This is a genomic window from Thermosipho melanesiensis BI429 (assembly GCF_000016905.1).
Classification (GTDB): Bacteria; Thermotogota; Thermotogae; order Thermotogales; family Fervidobacteriaceae; genus Thermosipho; species Thermosipho melanesiensis.
Map to the genome: position 1 here is coordinate 1 of NC_009616.1, position 22568 is coordinate 22568.

Annotated in this window: 22 protein-coding genes, 2 tRNA genes and 2 pseudogenes; 8 read left to right on the forward strand and 18 right to left on the reverse strand. The window is 30.5% G+C overall.

Features of this window, described 5'->3' with window-relative positions; translation table 11 throughout:
* Positions 1-161 precede the first annotated feature (161 nt).
* Positions 162-1475, forward strand: coding sequence for a chromosomal replication initiator protein DnaA (gene dnaA / locus TMEL_RS00005; RefSeq protein ID WP_011967365.1), 1314 nt, complete (start codon positions 162-164; stop codon positions 1473-1475).
* Between the two features lie 41 nt (positions 1476-1516).
* Entirely contained in the window at positions 1517-1699 is a 183-nt protein-coding gene (locus tag TMEL_RS00010) for a ferredoxin (protein WP_012056246.1), read from the forward strand.
* A 74-nt stretch (positions 1700-1773) separates the two neighbouring features.
* On the opposite strand, the gene TMEL_RS10655 is transcribed toward TMEL_RS00010, so the two are convergent.
* The 16 genes and pseudogenes from TMEL_RS10655 to pruA all read right to left on the reverse strand — a co-directional run bounded on the left by TMEL_RS10655 (position 1774) and on the right by pruA (position 15157).
* Positions 1774-2634, reverse strand: coding sequence for an ABC transporter ATP-binding protein (locus tag TMEL_RS10655; RefSeq protein WP_307777292.1), 861 nt, complete (start codon positions 2632-2634; stop codon positions 1774-1776).
* Positions 2629-3120: pseudogene (locus TMEL_RS10660) on the reverse strand (ABC transporter transmembrane domain-containing protein); the annotation flags it as partial. The gene TMEL_RS10655 and the pseudogene TMEL_RS10660, both read right to left, overlap by 6 nt.
* A gap of 39 nt (positions 3121-3159) precedes the next feature.
* On the reverse strand, positions 3160-3462 hold the full coding sequence (locus TMEL_RS00020) for a hypothetical protein (RefSeq protein WP_041425855.1): 303 nt from the start codon (positions 3460-3462) through the stop codon (positions 3160-3162).
* Positions 3462-3668 (reverse strand): P-loop NTPase family protein, encoded by a 207-nt coding sequence (locus tag TMEL_RS00025; protein ID WP_041425856.1) that lies wholly within the window; start codon positions 3666-3668, stop codon positions 3462-3464. The genes TMEL_RS00020 and TMEL_RS00025 overlap by 1 nt, the downstream gene beginning before the upstream one ends.
* 27 nt (positions 3669-3695) lie before the next feature.
* Complete coding sequence (locus TMEL_RS00030) at positions 3696-4196, reverse strand: ATP-binding cassette domain-containing protein (RefSeq protein WP_041425857.1); 501 nt, start codon at positions 4194-4196, stop codon at positions 3696-3698.
* A gap of 16 nt (positions 4197-4212) precedes the next feature.
* A pseudogene (locus TMEL_RS00040) lies at positions 4213-4994 on the reverse strand (ABC transporter transmembrane domain-containing protein).
* 354 nt (positions 4995-5348) lie between these two features.
* Positions 5349-5624, reverse strand: a complete 276-nt coding sequence (locus TMEL_RS00045; protein WP_148185996.1) for a hypothetical protein — start codon at positions 5622-5624, stop codon at positions 5349-5351.
* A gap of 515 nt (positions 5625-6139) precedes the next feature.
* A complete protein-coding gene (locus tag TMEL_RS00055; RefSeq protein WP_012056248.1) occupies positions 6140-6805 on the reverse strand; it encodes a hypothetical protein in 666 nt (221 codons plus the stop codon).
* Position 6806: 1 nt separating this feature from the next.
* On the reverse strand, positions 6807-8114 hold the full coding sequence (locus TMEL_RS09870; protein WP_012056249.1) for an ABC transporter ATP-binding protein: 1308 nt from the start codon (positions 8112-8114) through the stop codon (positions 6807-6809).
* Positions 8115-8797: 683 nt separating this feature from the next.
* Entirely contained in the window at positions 8798-10666 is a 1869-nt protein-coding gene (locus TMEL_RS00070) for an NAD(P)/FAD-dependent oxidoreductase (protein WP_012056250.1), read from the reverse strand.
* Entirely contained in the window at positions 10663-10956 is a 294-nt protein-coding gene (locus tag TMEL_RS00075) for a 4Fe-4S binding protein (protein WP_012056251.1), read from the reverse strand. Before TMEL_RS00075 ends, TMEL_RS00070 begins: the two co-directional genes overlap by 4 nt.
* Positions 10957-10974: 18 nt before the next feature.
* Positions 10975-11298 carry a NifB/NifX family molybdenum-iron cluster-binding protein gene (locus TMEL_RS00080; protein ID WP_012056252.1) on the reverse strand — a complete coding sequence of 108 codons (324 nt, stop codon included), beginning with the start codon at positions 11296-11298 and terminating at the stop codon, positions 10975-10977.
* 12 nt (positions 11299-11310) lie between these two features.
* Positions 11311-11655, reverse strand: a complete 345-nt coding sequence (locus TMEL_RS00085) for a NifB/NifX family molybdenum-iron cluster-binding protein (protein ID WP_012056253.1) — start codon at positions 11653-11655, stop codon at positions 11311-11313.
* A 16-nt stretch (positions 11656-11671) separates the two neighbouring features.
* Complete coding sequence (locus TMEL_RS00090) at positions 11672-12544, reverse strand: ATP-binding protein (protein ID WP_012056254.1); 873 nt, start codon at positions 12542-12544, stop codon at positions 11672-11674.
* Positions 12541-13389 (reverse strand): ATP-binding protein, encoded by an 849-nt coding sequence (locus tag TMEL_RS00095; RefSeq protein WP_012056255.1) that lies wholly within the window; start codon positions 13387-13389, stop codon positions 12541-12543. The genes TMEL_RS00090 and TMEL_RS00095 overlap by 4 nt, the downstream gene beginning before the upstream one ends.
* A 199-nt stretch (positions 13390-13588) precedes the next feature.
* Positions 13589-15157, reverse strand: coding sequence for an L-glutamate gamma-semialdehyde dehydrogenase (pruA, locus tag TMEL_RS00100; RefSeq protein WP_012056256.1), 1569 nt, complete (start codon positions 15155-15157; stop codon positions 13589-13591).
* A gap of 194 nt (positions 15158-15351) precedes the next feature.
* Between pruA and TMEL_RS00105 the strand changes: the two genes are divergently transcribed.
* From TMEL_RS00105 to TMEL_RS10235, 6 genes are all read left to right on the forward strand, one after another.
* Complete coding sequence (locus tag TMEL_RS00105; RefSeq protein ID WP_012056257.1) at positions 15352-17166, forward strand: hypothetical protein; 1815 nt, start codon at positions 15352-15354, stop codon at positions 17164-17166.
* Between the two features lie 16 nt (positions 17167-17182).
* Positions 17183-18280 (forward strand): BMP family lipoprotein, encoded by a 1098-nt coding sequence (locus TMEL_RS00110; RefSeq protein WP_012056258.1) that lies wholly within the window; start codon positions 17183-17185, stop codon positions 18278-18280.
* A gap of 111 nt (positions 18281-18391) precedes the next feature.
* Positions 18392-19900: an ABC transporter ATP-binding protein gene (locus TMEL_RS00115; protein WP_269194888.1), complete on the forward strand. Its 1509-nt coding sequence runs from the start codon at positions 18392-18394 to the stop codon at positions 19898-19900.
* 1 nt (position 19901) lies between these two features.
* Positions 19902-20936, forward strand: a complete 1035-nt coding sequence (locus tag TMEL_RS00120; protein WP_012056260.1) for an ABC transporter permease — start codon at positions 19902-19904, stop codon at positions 20934-20936.
* Positions 20933-21892: an ABC transporter permease gene (locus TMEL_RS00125; RefSeq protein ID WP_012056261.1), complete on the forward strand. Its 960-nt coding sequence runs from the start codon at positions 20933-20935 to the stop codon at positions 21890-21892. The genes TMEL_RS00120 and TMEL_RS00125 overlap by 4 nt, the downstream gene beginning before the upstream one ends.
* Before the next feature lie 77 nt (positions 21893-21969).
* Complete coding sequence (locus tag TMEL_RS10235; protein WP_012056262.1) at positions 21970-22107, forward strand: hypothetical protein; 138 nt, start codon at positions 21970-21972, stop codon at positions 22105-22107.
* A 181-nt stretch (positions 22108-22288) separates the two neighbouring features.
* On the opposite strand, the gene TMEL_RS00130 is transcribed toward TMEL_RS10235, so the two are convergent.
* Both TMEL_RS00130 and TMEL_RS00135 read right to left on the reverse strand, forming a co-directional pair.
* A tRNA-Asp gene (locus TMEL_RS00130) sits at positions 22289-22366 on the reverse strand.
* A gap of 71 nt (positions 22367-22437) precedes the next feature.
* Positions 22438-22515: transfer RNA gene (locus tag TMEL_RS00135), tRNA-Asp, on the reverse strand.
* Between the last annotated feature and the right edge of the window lie 53 nt (positions 22516-22568).

Genomic DNA, 22568 nt, shown 5'->3' on the forward strand with positions numbered 1-22568 from the left:
TTTTTTTGCACTTAAAAAAGAAATTTAATAAACTTGCTAATTTGTTTCACATTATTGGGAATTTATTTAGAACATTGACACATTTATTCCTTGAAATTTTACATACAGATATGAGATAATAAATTCTGTCCCACCAAAAAAATAACCCTGAGGTGTTTCCAATGAAAAACAAAATAATTGCTTCTTTAAAAGAAAGAATCAGCCGCCAAAACTGGGAAAACTGGTTTCTGGATTTTAATATCAGAGAGCTCAAAGACAACCACGTTGTCTTTGAAGTAGGAAATTTCTTTATAAAAGAAAGACTTGAAAAAAAATTTAATAAGATAATTTCAAAGGTCGTAAAAGACATTTTAGGTAAGGACGCTACATATGAAATTACTTTCAAAGAAATACCTTATGAAACAAAGGTAGAAAGTGGACCTTTAATCAAAAAAAGGCCACTACTTATAACTCCACTCAATCCTAAATATACATTTGAAAATTTAGTAGTTGGAGAATTCAATAAATTCGCATATAACGTTTTCTTGGAAGCAAGTAAAAATCCGGGTTTTTACAATCCCATTTTCTTGTATAGTGGAGTTGGCCTCGGTAAAACTCACCTTGCTCAAGCATTAGGGAACTATTTACTGGAAACAGATCCCGATATGAAAGTAGCATATTTAACAAGTGAAGAATTTATGAACGAAATGTTTTCAGCTATAAAAAATGGAAATATAGACGAGTTCAGAGAAAAATACAGAAAAAAAGCTGATATTTTAATAATTGACGATATTCAGTTTCTTATTGGTATAAAATCTGCTCAAACAGAGCTTTTTCACACTTTTAATACTATTCATGAAGCAGGAAAACAAATTATTATCTGTTCTGACAGAACACCTCAAGAATTAAAAGATTTTCATTCAAGAATGATATCTAGATTTCAAATGGGACTTTTAGTAAAGATTGAAAAACCTAGTAGTGAAGATTTATTCAAAATTGGCAAAAAAATCTCTGAAATGAAAAATGTAGAAATTGATGATGAAATTATTAAATACATAAGTAAAATTTACGATAACCCCAGGTTAATTCATGGGGCCATATTAAGATTAATCGCATACAGAAACCTTTATGGAACATTAAACCTTTCCATCGCAGAAAGTATTTTAACAAATGTATCAAAACCACCAAAATCATTTGAAGAAAAACTACTTGAGATACTTTCAGAAATTTTTGATTGTTCACCTGATGATATCACTTCTTCTAAGCGAACAAAAAACATATCGTACGCTAGAAAAATAGGAATGTATTTTGCAGTTAAAAAACTTAATCTCTCTACAAGGGATGTGGGTACTATATTTAAAAAGTCACATTCCTCAGTTGTACAAAATGTAAAACAAGTAGAAAAATTATTAAAAGAAGGAAATGTTATACTAAAAAACTATCTCAAACAAATAGATAAGATGTCAAAAGGCTTTGCACAAGGTGAAAGCATGTGATATAATCTATATGACAACTTTAATATTAGGAGGTGTTAGGGATGAAAGTTAGAGTAGATGAGGCAACATGCATTGGCTGTGGAGTTTGTGAAAATCTCTGTCCAGATGTTTTTAAAATCGGAGATGATATGAAGGCAAAAGTCCTTCAACCAGAAACAGATCTTGATTGTGCAAAAGATGCAGCAGATAGCTGTCCAACTTCCGCAATTATTATTGAAGAATAATAAAATTAAAAAATAAATCCCGCTTCAAAAGTTAGAAGCGGGATTTTTTTTATATCTTTTTCATCTTTATAAAATCAGTTTTCAGTAACTTTTGTACAATTATGAGTTAATAACTCAATTTTTAAATCGATAATTTCTTTTGGAACAAAATATTCATGAGAAATTATTAATACCATTTTATCTTTTGGAATATTTTTCAATGTTTTAATTAACGTCTCTTTAGAATCTTTATCGAGTGAAGAAGTTATTTCATCTAATAACAAAATAGGTGAACTTTTTAGTAATGCCCGAGCTATAGCTATCTTCTGCTTTTGACCTCCAGAAAGATTTCTTCTATTTTCTTCGATAATAGTATTGCACCCATTTTCAAATTTCTCTATAAATTCATGAGCTCCACTTAATTTAGCAACCTTAAGAACATCTTCATACGATGCCTTAAGATTACCATATCTTATATTTTCGTAAATCGTATCACTAAACAACTTATAATCCTGCGGGACGTAAGAAACCAAATCTCTAATCTCAAAAATACTATATTCCTTTATATCTTTCTCAAAAATCTTTATTCTTCCTTTTTGCGGGTCATAGAACTTTAAAATAAGTTTGAAAATAGTACTCTTGCCTATCCCACTCTTACCAATTATTAAAACCTTTTGGCCTTTTTTTATTTTAAATGACAAATTTTCCAATATATTACCATTTCCATATGAAAAAGAAACATTTTCAAACTCTATTGCATCACTCACTTTTACATTAAATTTAGCAGAAAAATCAGGAGTAGCCATTAAATCTCTCTCATTTAATTCCTCTTCTTCTATATCTAAAATTTCAGAAATTCTTTCATATGATGACATTGAAATACCCAAATTAGAAAGAAAAGTGCTTAAAGCCTTAAAAAATTCAATAACTGGTCTTGTAAGTTGAATTGTTGCCATAAGTTCTCCAAAGCTAATATAACTATGCATTATAAGAAACCCACCCACAATAAAATGTCCTACTATTTCAACGTAATCTGCAGCATTATTTACAAGATCAACATATGTTTCATTTTTTACAGAAGATTTATAGTAATCCTCATTTACACGTTTTATACTTTTTAATATTATATCCTCCAAAACAAAAGATTTAATTACATTTACTCCAGAGATTATATTTGAAATATACTGGACAAACTTTGAGTTATTCTTTTGTATATTATGATTTATTTCTTTCATTTTGTTTATAAAAATTACATTAAGTAGTAAATTTAAAATTCCTACTCCTAAAATATAAACAAATACAATAAAATTAATCTTAAAAATTACAATTGCTCCACCAACCGCACCAACAATTGCCATTAAAAATTGTAACACATATTCAGAATATACGCGTTCAACATTTAAAATATCGTTGTTATAACGTGATAAAATATCACCAATGCCAAATTTTTCAAATTTATATTAAGGTATTTTAATTATTTTTTAAAAAAAATATTCTCTAATTATATTAGAAGTTTTTTGACAAACAAGTAAAAATATGTAAGTGAAAACTCCAAGAATTAAAATAAGCATTACCAAAGCTTCAAGTGTATTTAGAAAACCTATTCTAAATAAATCTACGTTTTTTTGAAATAATCCATCAACAATATTTTTTATCCCCATTGTTACAAAATAATTAAAAAGAAAATTCTGAGAAGAAATCAACAATATGGAAATTAAATAAATAAAAAATAAAAGAGGATTTCCACCATTTTTGTACATAAATGAATATATTCGTTTAATCATTAAAATTTCTCCTCCTTAATTATCGTTCCATCTTTTAATTCAATAATTCTATCAAAAAACTTTTTATTAGATACTCTATGAGTAATTATCAAAACTGTCTTATCTTTTAAAAAGTCTAAAAAGTTTTCAAAAATTTCATCAACTGTAAGTTCATCAAGTTGAGAGATAGGTTCATCCATAACTATTATTTTTGCATGCTTAAACAATGCCCTAGCAATAGCTATACGTTGCTTTTAACCACCTGAAAGACCTATTCCATTTTCTCCAATTAACCTAACACTTTCCATAAACTCATCCAATTTCGTCACTTTCAAAATCTTTTCAAGATTTTGTTTATTTACTTCTTCATAATTTCCATATCTTATATTTTCTTTTACATCTCCTGGAAAAACATAGTGCTCCTGATCAACAATAGCAATCTGTTTCCTCAGATATTTTAAATTCCACTTTGAAACATCAATTCCAAATAACCTTACATTACCATTCTGAGGCTTGTAATATCCTAAAATCAATTTCACAAGAGTTGATTTTCCTGTGCCATTTTGCCCAACAATAAGTATCTTCTCGCCTTTTTTTATTTTTAAATTAAAATCTTTAAATACATAATTTTCCGAATCTGGGTATTTAAAAGATACATTTTCAAATTCTATATCAAATTCATACGCTTTAGGAACTTCTTTTATTTTCCCTCCTTTTTCGTCCTTTAAATCCATTATTTTTTCTATTCTTTGCACAGCAGCTTCTGCTTTTCTAAAGGTAACCGTGTAATCCGAAAAAAAACTTAAGCGGATTCAGAAAAATTACAATAAATTGTAAAAAAGCAATTAGTTCACCAAATGTTAAAACACCACTAAAAATCCGCATCCCACCGTACCAAAAAATAGCTATCAAAGGTAAAAACATAACAACTATATTTACTTGAAATGTAATTGATTCAAATAGTGCTATTTTCATGAAATTTCCAAAATAAAGTTTTAAATTTTTTTAAATTTTTCTAAAAAAAACCCTTCTATTTTATATGCTTTTTTATATGCTTTTAATACGTCCATTGAATTCACAGCCTCAGAAAAAATTATGTTGGCATTCCCACTCATTTCTTGTTGGATACTTGTATGGATTTTTATTGGTAAACTAATCATCAATATAATCAAAAAACCTATTGGTATTACCACAAATGTTACTAAGGTCATTTTAAAATCCATTTTTGCAGCAAAAAAAAGTGCTATACAAAAAATACTTAGTTGATAAAATAGATCGATATATTGGGTCAGAAATTCCTTAATTAATTCCAAATCGTTTGTCACCATGGAAACTACATCTCCTCTTTTCTGTTTATTAACTTGAGAGTATTCTGAAAAAATTAGCTTTTCTGATAATCGATTTCTTAAACCAGTAGTAATTCTTTCTACCGTCCTGCCTGTCAAAAGCTTTTTTAAATACTCAAAAATTAATTCTAGACATATAAATATCAATATATAATAAACAATTCTCACTGTATCTGTATAATTTTTTCCAACAATGGAATTTATCATATCTTTCTCTAACAATATCAAATAAACTGCCAATAATACCGAAATAAAGGCAACAAAATAAGATGATAGAAACCTTTTCTTATTGTTTTTTATCAGAACTTCTTTTAATTTACTTTGCTTTGATTTTCTTCCTTCAATTTTTACAGTAATCCCCACTATTATTCCTCCTACTTAATTAATGGTAACTGTTGTATAAAAAGTAGTGTAATTATTGGCATACAATACTCCCTGAAAATAATTAAATTTTTTCACCCATTTACTCAATATAATCTGAATTCAAATCTCTAATATTAAATATCATATATAAAAATGTTATTAAAATAGCAGAATACATTAACATAATAATAGAATGAATTAAAGATAGTGAATTATTGGAACTAAACTTTTCAAAATTATTAAAACAAGGAAAAGGAATAAAAATAATGTTTCTTCCAGTACCAATGAAGGAAAATAATACAAAAAAAGTAAGTTATAAAGTACACTTTTGAATGTATCAAATTTTAAGCTTAATAGATTAGTAATACAAATCTCAAAAATCCCATAAGAGAAATAAACTAACGATAAAGGAATATACTCTATATAATCACTTAGACTAGGCATTTCAATTGCAAAAGCATAAAACTTATTCACAAAAATCCAATAAAATACAGTACCTACCAAAAAAGCAAAAATATACAAAAAATATAGAACAAATTGACCAAAAAGCAATCCTACAATAAATTTTTTCTATTATCAACATATATAAAAGACATTTCATACAATCCATTAACCAACTCTTTATTTCAATTCATTGAAATAAGTAAAATCACAGGGACAAAAAAAGTACGCCACAAAAAATAAAAAAGTACAATAAAACTCTCAGATAATTGAATAGATTCATCACTATGAACTTCTGAAATTCCCAACAGAATGAACAAACAGAACATTATTGGCACTGAAAAAAATATGATAATTCCCCATTTTGAACTTCTTTTTTTAAAAAACATATAAATGATACTTGATAATCTTCGACATTTATTATCCCCACCTCTATAAATCTAAGTTCTCCAAAACCTTTTTCGAAAAAATATTTAAAGAAACAACTATAACTACATTGCCAAAAATCACCTTAAAAAACAAATCACTTTCAATAAAACCACTACATATCAATTTTTCAAATTTTCTTTCATACAGAAAAAAAGTAAAAATTCTCCCAAGGAAGTAAAAGAAAGATATACAAGTAAAACAAAAACTATAATAGATATCAAATAGGATTTTACCAGGTTGTGAAACTTTAAAGAAATAAATTTACTAATATTCCTAACTATCAGCGTTCCAAAGAAAATGGAAATAAATATATACAAAACAAATAGAACATCCATGTTTAAACCCATTAATTCTCTATCTTTCACATTTAAAAACCAACCAACATATAAAACAAATAAATTAACCAACATCACACATAAAAGCAAAAAGAATTCCGAAAAAAATCTTCCGTTAAGGTATTTACTTCTGCTTTTACCATAAAATATTACTGTATGAATTCGGTTATATTTAACATCATAAGTAATATCCCCTATCGCTATACCATACAACGGATATAAAAACATTCCAAATGAAACCATATACAAATACCAAACATGTGTGAAAAATTCCATACGCAAATTAACATATCTTGCATTTTCAAGATCCTCACCATGATAAAGCCAAAAATCTGGCATGTTCTTTAAAGACCAGGGGATAAAGACTGAAGATAAAATAATTAATCCAATCATTATTAACGTTTCGCGCCTTTTTAGCAAATTGTAAAACTCAATTATAAAAACCCTCATATCATTTACCCCTTTTAAATTTCAAAATAATTTTATTCGTATAATAAGTAACTAAAATAATCCATAATGAGACCAAAATAATACCTAAAAAATTACTTATATTTCCTTCAAAAGAAACTGTTATTCTGAAATTTTCACTATCCTCAACAAATTTTTCAAATTTGTCAATAACATTCATCTTTTTAGATACCAACCCATTAATCAAAAAAGTGGTTATTCCAAATATTAAATTTATCAAGTATTGTTTTCTCTTTATCGTTAAAGCACTAATAACTATTGCACATGTTGGTAATAACAAAAAATACACTAATAAAATTATCATATTCATCGAATTAATTTCTTTAATTTTTAACAAATACAAAAAAAAGAAAAAAACAGATAAGGCATAAACGAAAAAAGATTTTATATATCTACTCATATCCCCCCGCCTTTCAAATAATTTTGATAATTTGAATGATTCCACTTCTATATCCAAAATCTTATAACCATTTTTACAAATATAACTAACAATTGAATTGAGATACTCCTTATTTTTAACAAAAACAAAACTTTTATCATTTTTAAAAATAACCTCTGCATGTTGTTCCAAATAATCTAAGGATTTTAAACTCACATTTCCTTTTATTTTCAAAATATACTTTTTCTTATTTTTTATATTTTCAAGAGTATCATTAGCTATGATTTTTCCATCATCCAACATAATAATCCTGTCACATAATTCTTCAACATCTCCTAATAAATGTGTTGAGAATAAAATTGTTTTTCCCTCTTCCTTTGCTATTTTTCGTATTCTTTTTTTCATCTCTACTGTTCCAATGGGATCAAGTCCAACTAATGGTTCGTCTAAAATCAAAATCTCTGGTTCAACTATAAGTGTTCTTGCTAAACCTAACCGTTGTTTCATACCAAAGGAATATTCTCTTACCTTTTTATACCTAACTTCAAACAAATTAACAAATTTCAAAATTTCATCTATAAAGCTAGGATTATTTTTACCCAGAAGAATAGTAATTATCTTCAAATTTTCATACGCATTTAAATGATCATAAAACGTTGGCCTTAACAAAAAGCCTATTTTTTTGTTCACTTTATCAAAAGAATCACTTACACTACATCCATTAATATATATTTCACCTTTTTGAAATTTCAACAATCCTAAAATACACTTCATTAAAGTTGTTTTTCCAGCTCCATTTCTTCCAACAAGACCCACAATTTCTCCCTTTCTTATCTCAAATGATACATCTTCTAAAGCAACCTTTTTATTTTCATATATCTTTGTAAGATTTTTTACCTTTATAACACTCATAGTTTATCTTCCCTCCAATAATAAGGAAGGGGGCCCCCTCCTTAAAAATCAAATTGTTTTTCCTTTTACTACTATCGTAATACCCACACAAACAATAAACCCAACTAGAAATAGTAGCTCTTTTCAACTCGTTTCTTCTTTTTAACAAAAATAACATCCCAATACTCCCTTTTTAAAATGCTCAATTACAACAAACCATATAAAAATAAATAAATTCATATATTTTCTAAAGTTAATTTTACCAACACAAGATTAAAAAAAAAAAATAAGATTGAATGAATTTTTAGTTAAAAACATCAAATAAACTTCTATTAATAAACATCTAAACACAAATTACCTAAAAAAGCATTATTATGACACAATTTATATTTTTGTAACAATAATTTTGTTACTACTTTCTAAAATTCAATATTAACACATATACTAATTAATACTAATAATTAATATATAATACCAATAAATAAAAAGCTTCATCTTGATATTCAAATTTTTATTAAAATAACATAAATAAATATTTACCTAGAGATAAGTTTATTTAAAACAATACAGCCGACTTTTAATTTTTCATATATTGAAAATAGTAAACATTTACAAATAATTATCTATAAATAAAAAGACAACAACCCCTCTTAAATAACAAGGGGTTGTTGCCTATCTTGTACTCGAAAAATTGCTAAACTCTTTTAAATTTCTTCAGCTAATTCAAAAGCATCTTGTACCGCATCTATAATCTGACCAATTTTTGCTGCGTCACCTATTAAATAAACATTTTTAAATTCTCTTGATAATTCTTCATATAACTTATTTTCAGGCTTTGTCCCAGCTGTTACAATTATGCTGTCAAACTCTCCTAAAGAAAATTCTCTTCCATCTTTTGTTTGCGCAACTACATTTTTCCCATTAATTTCTTTAACCAAAGTATTTGTATAAATTGAAATCTTCGGTGCATAATTTTTCTGAAATAGTTTACTAGCTACAATCTCCATACCTCTCCCAACTTGTTCTAACATCTCAACTACAGTAACCTTTTTTCCTTCGATTATCAATGCTTCAGCAACTTCAAGTCCTATTAAACCTCCACCAATAATCAACACCTTTTCACCATCAACTTTTTTACCATTAAAGAAATCAAAACCAGTTATAAAATTTTCCAATCCTGGAATATTTGGAACAAATGGTTTAGCACCGGTTGCTACAATTATTATTTCAAATTTTTCACTTCTAAATGTATCCAAAGTAGCTTCTGTGTTTAATCTTATTTTCAACTCTTTTTTAGCCTTTTTTATCAAATCCTCTAAAGTATCTTTCATAGACAACTTACCTGGTGATTTATAAGCTAAAACCCATTGACCACCTAGATAAGAATTTTTTTCAAATATTGTAACATCATAATTTTTCTTCTTCAAATACAATCCCGCAAACAATCCCGCTGGGCCACCACCAACTATAGCTACCTTCTTTCTGTTAGTACTAGTTTTACTATTAAAGCTACTATGAACTTCAGGATTTGCAATACAACCAATTTCTCTTCCGGCTTTCACGTTTCCCAAACATCCTTGCAAACAACTACCACATCTAATATAATCATCAGAATTTGATAATATTTTCTTTGGAAATCCTGGATCTATAATTAACTGCCTTCCAAAAACTACCCCATCTATAACCTTATCATCCATGAGTTTTTTATATCTTTCGTCTTTTTGCATTCTACCAACTGCGATTATAGGAAGTGATGTTAAATTTCTTATTTCTCTTAACTTATCATCCATTACTTTTAAAGGCAATGACATATGATTATAATACCAAGGTGCCGAATCGCAAGCATTACCCCAACCAACGTGAATAACTGAAACCCCAAATTCTTGTGCAAGTAGAAAAATTCGCGAAAGTTCTTCTAATGTTATTCCTCCATCAACAAACTCACTTCCTGAAATTCTTAAAAACAACGGTATTTTTATCTCTGATGTTATCGCGGATAAAAGTTCCTTCGCAAACTTTAGCTTATCCTTTCCATATTCATCTTTTCTTTTGTTCATCCTTTCAGAATAAAATTGATGTACAATATAACCATGTCCAAATTGTATTTCAATAGCATCAGCTCCCGCTTCCTGTGCACGTAGTGCGTTTTCTTTAAATGCATGAATAATTTCCCATATTTCCTTCTGTGTCAATTCTCTTGGAGTTTGCCCAGTAGATGGACAAATAACTGACGATGGAGCGACAACTTCTCCAGAAGCTTTTGGATTAGCTGCTCTTCCAGCATGGTTTAAATGAACAACTAATTTAGTATCATATTTATGTAAAGTATCTACTAGTCTTTTTAAACCTTCAATATGAGCGTCAGTATTCAACATAGTCTGCTTAGGATGTTCTTTTCCATTTGGTAAAACTGAAATAGGTTCAAATATTATTGTTCCAACCCCACCTTTTGCTTTATTTTCATAATACTTTATTTGCTCATCAGTAATTAAACCTGTTTTCGGTGTGGCAAGTGCTGTTTTTATCGGAGCCATAAATATGTAATTTTTGGTTTCAAAATTACCAAATCTCAACTAAAATCACCTCTTCTCCCAATACCTCTTCTACCCAATCCTCTACCCATACCTTTTCCAAAACCTTTGCCCATTCCATTTCCTCTACCAAAACCTCTTAATGATGGATTTTCATAATTTGGCCTAATTGCATTTTTAGGACATTTTTCCATACACAAACCACATCTTGTACAAATTTCATTATTTATGTAAGGAAACCCATCTTCCTTCATAATAATTGCTCCTTCAACAGGGCAAACATTAACACAAAACTTGCATTTTATACAATCACTCTCTCTTATCCAAGGCACGTTTTCACCTCCTATATTCTACTCAACTAGTTTCGTACTAATCTCTTTTAAAGCCTCTTCAACGGTATCTGCTTCGACCAATAAAGTTCTATATCCCCAATCTTTTAATTTCATCATAGAAGCTTTTCCCATAGATTTTCCAACCCAAACATCACAATGGCCTAAAAATTCCTTTATCTCTTCAACCTTTGCATGCATATGTGTTTCTGCGTATGGATTTTTTATTTCTTCAACCTTTTTAAATTCTCCATCTTTATAGTCGTATATAACGTATAGTTTTGAATGTCCAAAATGTTCTTCATTCATAAAAATCCCATCATTTGTACCAAACGCTATTTTCACAATTTCATCTCCTTAATGTGTCGGACTTTCAACTTTTTCTAATTTACCACTTTTATAATCCTCAATAATTTCTCTTAATGTTTTTTTGTTCGTTAAATACACATCAATACCTGCTGCTTTTAATACTTCAAATGCATTTTTTCCAACATTTTCCAACACTAATACACTAACACCTTTCGATACCAACATCTGCGAAACTTTTGGACCCATTCCATGGGCATCATCAGCAGTATTTTCAATAACTTCTACAATTTCTTCTTTTTCCAAATCATAAACCACAAAAAATTCAGCCCTTGCAAATCTCTCATCACTCAATGAATCTAATGTTTTTCCCTTTGATGGTACCGCCAATTTCATACTAACACCTCCACTTTTAATATAATTTCTTTATTACTTTACCAAATATTTCTTTAATAGCTTTTGCAGCAATACTATTTTCATAATTTACAACTGGTTTCGTTTCAAGATTAGATTTCTCCACAACATCATCAAATGGAATCTCTCCAAGAATCTCAATACCATCACTTATGCAATAATTCTTTATTTCCTTTGTCATAGATGGATTTAAATCATATTTATTAATCACTACCCCGAATTCTCTTCTGAAATGCCTTACCGTCTCTACAATTCTTTTTAAGTCATGTAATCCAGAAGAAGTAGGTTCCGTCACTATTATCACATAATTAACTGCAACAATTGACGAAGTTGCAGGGCAACCAATACCAGGCGCTCCATCTATTAACACCACTTCTTTTTTTTCTTCAGTAGCTTTGTTTAATGCTAATTTCCTAACTTCTGCTACCAAACCCCCAGAGGTTTCTTCGCCGGGATTTAAATTTGCATGTATTATTTCTTTTTCATTAGTAGTCACCGAGTAGTAATATTCGCCAGACAATGCAGTTTCTAACCTAATTGCATTTCTTGGGCATGCTATCACACATGCATTACAACCTTCACATGCAAATTGATCAACATCGTATTTTTCATTTTTAAAACCTATCGCTTCAAACCTACAAACTTTCTTACAAATTCCACATTTATCACATTTTGTCTGATCAATTACCGCTTTTTTTCCTCCATAATAATCATATTTCTCTTTTATTTCTCCACTAAACATAAGATTTAAATTTGCAGCATCAACATCACAATCTGCAAGTACTACATTTTTTAGCAATACTCCAAATGAAGAACTCAAAGTTGTCTTACCTGTTCCTCCCTTGCCACTCACAATAGCCAGTTGTTTCATTTTATCATCTCCTTTATTGCATTAAAAAAATCTAAAAATTTCCCTTCCCACTCTGGTAGATGTTGTGCAAATATCTTTCCTTCAGAATACAATCTGGCTATCTTCTTATCAAATGGTATCTTTAAGCCAATAGGAATATTTTCTCTCTTTGCATATTCATCAATTAAGTTACTTCTATTAGTATCACGATTTACAACAATAGCAGCTGGTATTTTCATTTCTTTCACAAGATCAACAGCAAGTGATAAATCATGTAAACCAAATGTGGTAGGTTCTGTAACTAATATTGCAAAATCCACATTTCTTAAACTTTCAACCACAGGACATGAAGTACCAGGTTGAGAATCAATTAGTATCACATCAAAAGATTCATCAATGTGTTTCTTCAATTGCCTTATTATTCTCACACCCGAAGGTTCACCTATGTTTAAAAGTCCCATACCAAATTTTAAATTTTCATTTATTCTTCCCAACTTAATTTTTCCTATACTTTTTGGTACTTCTTTTATGGCATTTACAGGACACACCATGGTACACGCACCACAACCATGACACAAATTCTTAAACACCACTGTACTATTTGGAAAAACGGAAATCGCCCCAAATTGGCACGCTCTTGAACATTCTCCACATTTTATACATTTATCATTATCAACAACTGGTAACAAAATATCTACACTTTCTTCTTTTTCAAAAGTAACATCAAAGAACAAATAATCATTTGGTTCCTCCACATCTACATCTAGCAACTGTACTTTATATTTCTTTGAAAGAACATACGCCAAGTTAGTGGATACAGTTGTTTTACCTGTGCCTCCTTTACCACTTAATATTGTTATTTTCATATCTTTTCCTCCTTCTTTTATTCCAAAATATACTTTTTTATCATTACTTATATTATATCACTATTATTTGAACAATAAAGAAGATAAATTTAAATAATTCTTACAAATTTTATCCACAATAAAAAATCACTTCTGGTTGATTGTGAACAACCAGAAGTGGTATATTCCAATTAATAAATCTTTTATATTAATAAGTCCTTTATAATATCTTTTCTGACCAAACTTTTGCTTGTAAGAAAAGACCTAAATAATCTCTTCCGCCTGCTTTACTATCTGTGCCTGACATATTAAATCCACCAAACGGATGAACTCCAACAAGTGCTCCTGTACATTTTCTATTGAAGTATAAATTCCCAACGTGAAATTCCACCTTGGCTCTTTCTATATGTTCTCTTGATTTCGAATAAAGTGAACCAGTAAGACCATATTCTGTAGAGTTAGCTATTTTTAATGCCTCATCAAAATCCTTTGCTTTAATTACAGACAACACAGGACCAAAAATTTCCTCTTGCGCTATTCTTGCATTCCAAGGTACATCTTTGAATATTGTCGGTTGTATAAAATATCCGCCCAATTCTTCTAGCGCTTTACCACCAAATATCAATTTTCCTTCATTTTTACCAATCTCAATATAGTTCATGATCTTATTCTTCGCTGAGCTGTTGATAACTGGACCTAGCCAGTTCTCATGAAACCTTACATCTCCAATTTTTATTTCTTTTGTTTTTTCAACTATTTTTTCAACTAATTTATCATAAATATCTTCAACAATTATTGCTCTACTTCCGGCACTACATTTTTGACCTTGAAATCCAAACGCACTAACTACAATACCTTCTGCAGCAAAATCTAAATCTGCCGTTTCATCAACAACAACTGCGTCTTTCCCTCCCATTTCCAAAACAACTCTTTTAATCCACATCTGTCCTTTCTGAGGTTTTGCAGCAAGTTCATTTATCTTTAATCCAACTTCTTTAGACCCAGTAAAGCTTATAAATCTTATCTTTGGATGCTTAACTAAATATTCACCAACAACTGCTCCACTTCCAGGCAAAAAGTTAACAACCCCATCAGGAAGTCCAGCTTCACGTAATGCTTCAACAAATTTTGCTGCAATAACAGTACTATCACTAGCAGGTTTTAGTACTACTGTATTACCAGTAACTACCGCTGCACTTGTCATTCCAACAAGTATTGCAAGTGGAAAATTCCACGGTGGAATTATTGCACCAACCCCCATTGGAATATAATTCAAATCATTTTTTTCAGTTTCTATCCTAACCAATGGTTGCTGAGCATCATACCTCAACATTTCTCTTGCATAAAACTCTAAAAAGTCTACCGCTTCGGCAAAATCAGCATCAGCTTCTACCCAATTTTTCCCCACCTCATAAACCATTGTAGCCACAAATTCAAATCTATTATCTCTAAGAATTTTTGAAGTTTTCAATAGATATTCTGCCCTTTTCCATGCAGGTACTCTGCTCCAACTTTTAAATGTTTCAAACGCTGTCTCAACTGCCTTTTCAGCAATCTCTTCATTTGATTTAGCAGTATAACCCACAACCTCTTCAATTTTACTTGGATTGATGGATCTTATAAATTCTCCTGTTTCATATTCTTTTCCACCAATCACAATAGGATATCTTTTTCCAAACTCACTTTCCACTCTTTTTAATGTTTCTTTCATTTCATTGTAAATCTCTTGATCGTTAAAATCTATAATACCTAGATTTTTAAAAGGTTTTAAAATATAATATTTACTCATTCCCATCCCCCCTTTTTTGATATTGTAGTTTTATTTTAATATAAAACAGGTGAATTATTTAAAAGCAAAAAAATAGAGAAAAATTTAATTTTATTGTAATTTATCGCAATTTTCATGCTATAATTCTTGTAGATAAAGATAAAGTTTTATGTTAAAATTTAAATCCGAAAAAATTAACTGGAGGTGCTGATTTAATGAAACGGATTATACTACTAATTTTTTCTCTCACAATCGCTGTTTCCCTATTTTCTATTGATCTAGAAAAATCAAAAGAACTATTTCTAAATTACATTAAAATTTTTGACAATCCTGATGATGAATTTTTGTTGCAAGTTAAAAATTCTATTGAAAAAGATCTTCCTTTATATAGATATTACAAAATAGAATTAGTAGGCAGTGTTGAAAAAACCGACGTTACAAAAGGTGTTGGAGACTATCTCAATGTTATTTATAACTCTTATGTTTCAAAAGATTATAGTAAACAACTCGCACGTGCTGCGTTTTTCGCATACCTTGAAGCTAAACTAGAAAGAAAATCATTTGAATCTAGTTTTATAAAATCCTCTCCAAATTTCAATCAATTTTTCAATAATTACCAATCAAAAGTCATCTTTGCTGCAAGAAACTATATATCAGATCTCTTTGCAAAACATCTTGGAGCATCTGATATTAACCTACCGTACGATATAGATGCGCCATATTTTGATTTTAACTTTGAATATAAACCTAAATTTACTCAAAAAGAATTTGAAAATGAAATAAAAATTCTTCTCAATGACAAAGAAATAGTTAAAAAATTTAATGAATACCTTGAACTAATATCAAAAAATCCTGAAAGAATAACATTTTTCATTAACAGATACACTGGATTAATGCAAAGGAATATTATACGAAACATATCCAATTTAAAAAATTATTTTTCGGAGTATTTTGCGCAAAATACTCCAAAAAACATTAGTTACTGGTGGATAAGATGGCTTGTTTATATAGTTATAGTCACTTTCTTTATAAAATACAAAAAATGGAATCTTGCTATAGCCATTATTTCAATAATAGAAATTATTTATTTATTCGTTGCATTTGATATTTTGTCTAACACCGATGCAAACATTTACGGATTAATTGCATTTTCAACAATTATTGCGTCTTCATTAATAATTTTAAAGAAAGGAAAAATTTTTAATTTAGTTGTTTTATCATTAATAATTGTTTCATTTTTTATTCCTTCATTTTTCACAAAAAGTCTTAATATGAAGGAACAATCTTCTTTCCAAGACTCAATTTATTTTAATCAACTTGTCCAAGATGTTTTGAAAGATAAATATTCTACCTTTTCAAATATAGTAACAAAAACACTTACTATTGTAAATTCAAGCATCAACAACACAGAAAGCATATCAAACAGAATTAGTATAATTTCTAAAGAACTAGAAAAAAAAGTTAAAACACCTGAATATAAAAGTATAGAGAATTTTAATGACAGAATAAAAGATATAGAAAATTTGAAAGGGGAAATTTCAAATTACATAATTGAAGAACAAATAAATAAAAAACAATTAAATGGTGCAAAGAAAGATATTGAAAAATTTTCAAAAAAAATCGCAAAATTTTCCTCTGAAAAATTTGAAAACATATTCTTAAAAGAATTTGAAAAAAGGGTAAATTTCGAAGAAATTTCACCTTTAATTGATACAACAAAAAAAATTGTAGCAAGTACAAAAGATCTAACTAACTATAGGATATATTTCTATAAAACAAAATACGGAATTATATCTTTTGTTCTAATATCTGTAGCTCTATTTTTATACGTATTAAATAATAAAAACTTCATTATTTGGGCTATTTCTGCTTTTGTTTCTTCAATCTTTATGTTAATAAACCCAATAGAATTTTTTGTACAAAAAGGAGTACCCACTTTAAACATTAACTATAATTTTTCAATTCCAATACTGCTTTTAGTTTCAATATTAATCTTAATTAAAGCTATACCCAAAAAGGGTAACTCTTAAAAAGGAGGGATGTTTTATGAAAAAACTACTTATTTTTGCTTTGGCGGTGCTTTTCGTAATAAGTGCATTTTCATTTAAAGCTATTATGGTAACTGATACTGGTGGCCTTGGTGACAAATCATTTAACGACGGTACATGGTCTGGTATACAAAGAGCAGGAAAAGAACTTGGAATTGAAACAATGGTGATACAATCTTACGAACAGGCAGACTACGTTTCTAACCTTACAAAAGCTGCTCAAGAAGTTCAAAAAGAACCAGATGGCGGAATAGTATATGCTGTTGGATTCATGATGACCGATGCATTGTTTGAAGTTGCACAACAATTTCCAGATGTATATTTCGCAGGAATAGATATTGCTCCTCCATCAGAAAATGTTCCACCAAATGTCATCTGTTTCTTATTCAAAGAACAAGAATCTGCATTCTTAGTTGGTTATATTGCAGCAGCAACAACAAGAGCTGGAAAAGTTGGTTTTATTGGTGGTATCCCAATTCCTCCAGTTGAAAGATTCAGATATGGATTTGAAACTGGTGTAAAGGTATACAACAATATTCATGGTACAAATGTTGAAATATTAAAAGGCTACACAAACCACTTTAGTGATCCAAAAAAGGGTAAAGATCTCGCACTTTCCCAATTTGCTGAAGGTGTAGACATTATATTCCATGCAAGTGGTGCTTGTGGAAACGGTGTTATTGAAGCTGCAAAAGAAAAAATGGTATCTTTAGTTGGAAAAAATGATCTTGTTTCTATATTAGATTACGCATATAACAATGGTGGTTATTTTGCAATGGGTGTCGACGTTGATCAAGATTACATGGCACCTGGTGTAGTTCTTGCAAGTGCAATGAAAGGTGTAGATACTGCTTCTTATTATGGTGTAAAATGGGCATATGAAGGTAATTGGGACCCTGGAATTCACACACTAGGTCTCAAAGAAAATGGTGTAAGAATGAGTCCTATGAAATATACAAAAGGATTAGTGGATAACAGAACTCTTGCAGAGCTTGCATATCTTGTAACATTAATCAAAAATGGAATTCTCGTAGTTCCAGACACAGAAGAAGCATTAAAATCCTTTAGAACTCCAAAAATTGTATTCCCATTTTAATATTAAATAAAAAGGGGGATTTTTCCCCCTTTGCTTTGTTACTTTATCAAAGTAACAACTTTGGTAAAGTAACAAAGCAGAAAGGAGGATTAAATTGTGTATGCCGTTGAAATGGTAAATATTGTTAAAAAGTTTCCTGGTGTTTTAGCAAACGATCACGTTACAATAAGAATTAAAAAAGGTGAAATTCACGCTATTGTTGGTGAAAACGGTGCAGGTAAATCTACATTAATGAACCAACTTTATGGCCTTTATCATCCAGACGAAGGAGAAATTTATATTAATGGAAATAAAGTAGAAATAAAAGGTCCAAAAGATGCAATTAAAAACGGAATTGGAATGGTTCACCAACATTTTATGCTTGTTGATACACTCACTGTTGCAGAAAATATAGTCTTGGGAAGTGAACCTATAAAAGGATTAAATTTTGATTTGAATAAAGCAAGAAAAGAAGTTCAAGAACTTTCCGAAAAATATGGTTTATATGTTGATGTTGATGCAAAAATAGAGGACATTTCAGTTGGAATGCAACAGAGGGTAGAAATCTTAAAAACACTCTATAGAGGTGCAAATATAATTATACTTGATGAACCTACCGCTGTGTTAACCCCACAAGAAGTGGAAGAATTATTCGAAATAATGAGAAAATTAAAAAATGATGGAAAAACCATTCTTTTTATTTCACACAAATTACATGAAGTTATGGAAATAAGCGAAAGAATAACTGTAATGAGACTTGGAAAAGTCACAGGAGAACTTGAAACATCTAAAACAAATCCAAAAGAAATAGCACGACACATGGTTGGAAGGGATGTGGTATTAAGAGTTGAAAAAAAACCACATATTCCTAAAGATGTGGTATTTGAAATAAAAGATCTCGTTGTAAAAGACAATAGAGGTTTAATTGCTGTTAATAACATTTCTTTCTCTATAAAAAAAGGAGAAATTGTTGGGATTGCAGGTGTCGCAGGAAATGGTCAAACAGAGCTTGTTGAAGCTATAACAGGATTAAGAAAAATTGAAAGTGGCAAAATTTTCTTTGAAGGAAAGGATGTAACAAACCATTCGCCAAAACAGTTAAGAGAATTGGGACTTTCTCATATTCCTGAAGATAGGTTAAAACACGGTCTTATAGAAGATTTTGAAGCTTATTATAACGTAATACTTGGTCAACATTACAAACAACCTTTTTCGAATGGAACGTTTTTAAATCATCAAAATATTTTTGAATACACAAAGAATTTAATGGAGGAATTTGACGTTAGACCTCGAAGAATAGAACATCTTGGTGGAAATTTCTCAGGAGGTAACCAACAAAAATTAGTCGTTGGTAGAGAAATTAGAATGAACCCAAAATTCTTGGTTGTAGCACAACCAACTAGAGGGTTAGATGTTGGAGCAATTGAATTTATCCACAAACAAATCTTAAATATGCGTGAAAAAGACACAGGCATTTTGTTGATTTCAATGGAATTGGAAGAAATATTTTCATTAAGTGATAGAATACTGGTAATGTATGAAGGAGAAATAATGGGTGAAGTAAAGCCCGAAGAAACTACTGTGGAAGAAGTAGGATTAATGATGATTGGTCAAAGACTTGAAGAGGTACGGAGGGGATAAGATGAACAAAAAGGTGTCAGCAATACTTATTCCAATTGTTTCAGTGCTAATAGCACTTTTAATTTCTACTGTAATTATATTACTCATTGGAAAAAATCCATTGGTTGCATATTCTGCCTTAATAAAAGGATCTTTTGGTTCAAAACAGGCACTAGCAGATACAATAATTAAAACCACTCCATTAATATTAACTGGCCTTGCTGTGGGTTTTGGATTTAGAGCAGGCGTATTTAACATTGGTGCAGAAGGACAAATGGTAATGGGAGCACTTATCGCTGCTACCTTTGCAGGTAATTTTGGCTTTTTACCTCCTATAATTGCCATTCCACTAACCATACTTATTGCAATGTTGGTTGGTGCAGGCTATGCCGCAATTGCAGGTTTTCTTAAAGCAAAAACTGGTGCCCACGAAGTTGTTACAACCATTATGCTTAACTGGATTGCCACATATTTTGCTTCATACATGGTAACCGGTCCTTTAAAAGTAGGATCAGGTACACCAAAAAGCCCTGAAATAGCAACATCTGCCCAGCTTCCAATACTTATGAAAATAGGCGCTATAGAACTAAGTTCTGGAATAATCATTGCTGTAATAGCCGCTATATTTATGTACATTTTGCTAAATAAATCCACTACAGGTTACGAAATTAAAGCTGTTGGATTTAACCCATATGCTGCTGAATACGGCGGAATTTCCGTTGCAAAAAACATCGTTTTTGCAATGGCAATAAGCGGTGCATTAGCTGGTCTTGCAGGTGCAACAGAATTAATGGGGGTCCATCACAGATTCTTAGGAGAACTTTCAGGTGGAAAAGGCTTCGATGGAATTAGCATTGCATTGATAGGTCAAAATAATCCTATTGGGATTATCTTTGCTGCACTACTCATTGGAGCATTAAGAACAGGAAGTAACGAAATGCAATTTGTTGGTGTCCCAAAACACATGGTTATGATTATTCAAGGTATAGTAATCTTTCTTGTTGCAGCTGATAGAATTGTTCGTACTATCATGATCAGAAAGAAGGTGGAAAAATGAGAGTACTAGAAGCTATCTTTTTGGTCTTTGCAAACCCACTATTTTATAAAATAACACTCACCGCTTCTACTCCACTTATATTTGCATCACTTGGTGGGGTTTATAGTGAAATCACCGGGGTTGTAAATATAGCTTTGGAAGGGATTATGCTTCTCGGAGCGTTTACTTCTGTAGTTTTCACATATCTTACCGGGAATGTTTGGATTGGGATATTAATGGCTGTTATAACTGGAATTGCTTTTGCATGGCTTCATGCTTGGGGAAGTATTAAATGGGCTGGAAATCAAGTTGTTTTAGGAACAGCATTAATTTTAATAGCTCAAGGTGTAACTGGTTTCTTGATGGAACCGATATTCGGAAAACCCGGGCAAACAGATTTTGTTGGAAAAGTTGAAGAAATTAAAATTCCTGGATTAGTAGATATACCATTTGTAGGAAAAATATTCGGTGAATTAAGTCCTTTTATATACATAGCTTTCATTTCAGTCGCATTCTCATGGTGGCTTATATACAAAACCAAGCTTGGTTTAAGGATGAGAGCTGTTGGGGAAAATCCAGAAGCAGCAGACACACTTGGAGTAAATGTATTTGGGATTAGATATTTTGGAGTACTTATGAGCGGTGTTTGGGCAAGCCTTGCAGGTGCCTACCTTAGTATTGGCGAAGTAGGACATTTTAGAGAATTAATGTCTGGAGGTAGAGGTTTTATAGCTCTAGCTGCCATGATACTTGGAAAATATAATCCTGTTGGAGCAATGCTTGCCAGTCTACTTTTTGGTGCATCTAGTGCCTTTGCAAACCAAATGCAAAGTAGCTCATTAATCCACGTTTCTGCAACAGTAAAACCTTTATTTGATATGATTCCATTTATATTAACTATAATCGTTGTCGCTGGTTTTGTTGGAAAATCAAGGCCACCAAAGGCAGATGGTATACCATACGAAAAAGTTTCATAAGATTGTCAAAAATCTCAATATACTCCCTATAAATTAAAAACACCCCCAAAAGTGGTAAAATAAAAACACTTTAGGGGGTGTTTTTCTTTGGCAAGGAAAGGACAAAAATTCAAAAAGTATTCTTCCATCAATCAGAAAAACTTTCTGGAACGAAAGTTATTTTCAAGTTCTATGTAAAAAACAGCAAAACTAAAGAAAGAATGAAGAAAAAATAAATTAATATACCTATTAATATAAGAGGAAATGGAACCACTAGAGTATCAAAAGTATGCTAATTGAAAAATAAATACTTAATTTTTTCCTATCACTTTTTTGTATAATCAACTAATTCTTCTATTAAGTTAATCGTAATTACACGCATGAAAAAAGGGCAAAGCACGAAACTTTGCCCATTTCTGGCGGGGACGACGGGATTTGAACCCGCGGCCACCGGTGTGACAGACCGGCGTGATAACCAGGCTTCACCACGTCCCCAACACACATAATTTTCTATAATCAACTTGTCAATTTCTCACAAAGGCAAAGCACGAAACTTTGCCCATTTCTGGCGGGGACGACGGGATTTGAACCCGCGGCCACCGGTGTGACAGACCGGCGTGATAACCAAGCTTCACCACGTCCCCAACACTTCTTACAAAGACCATTATTTATTTTGCCATAGACCGTCAAATTTGTC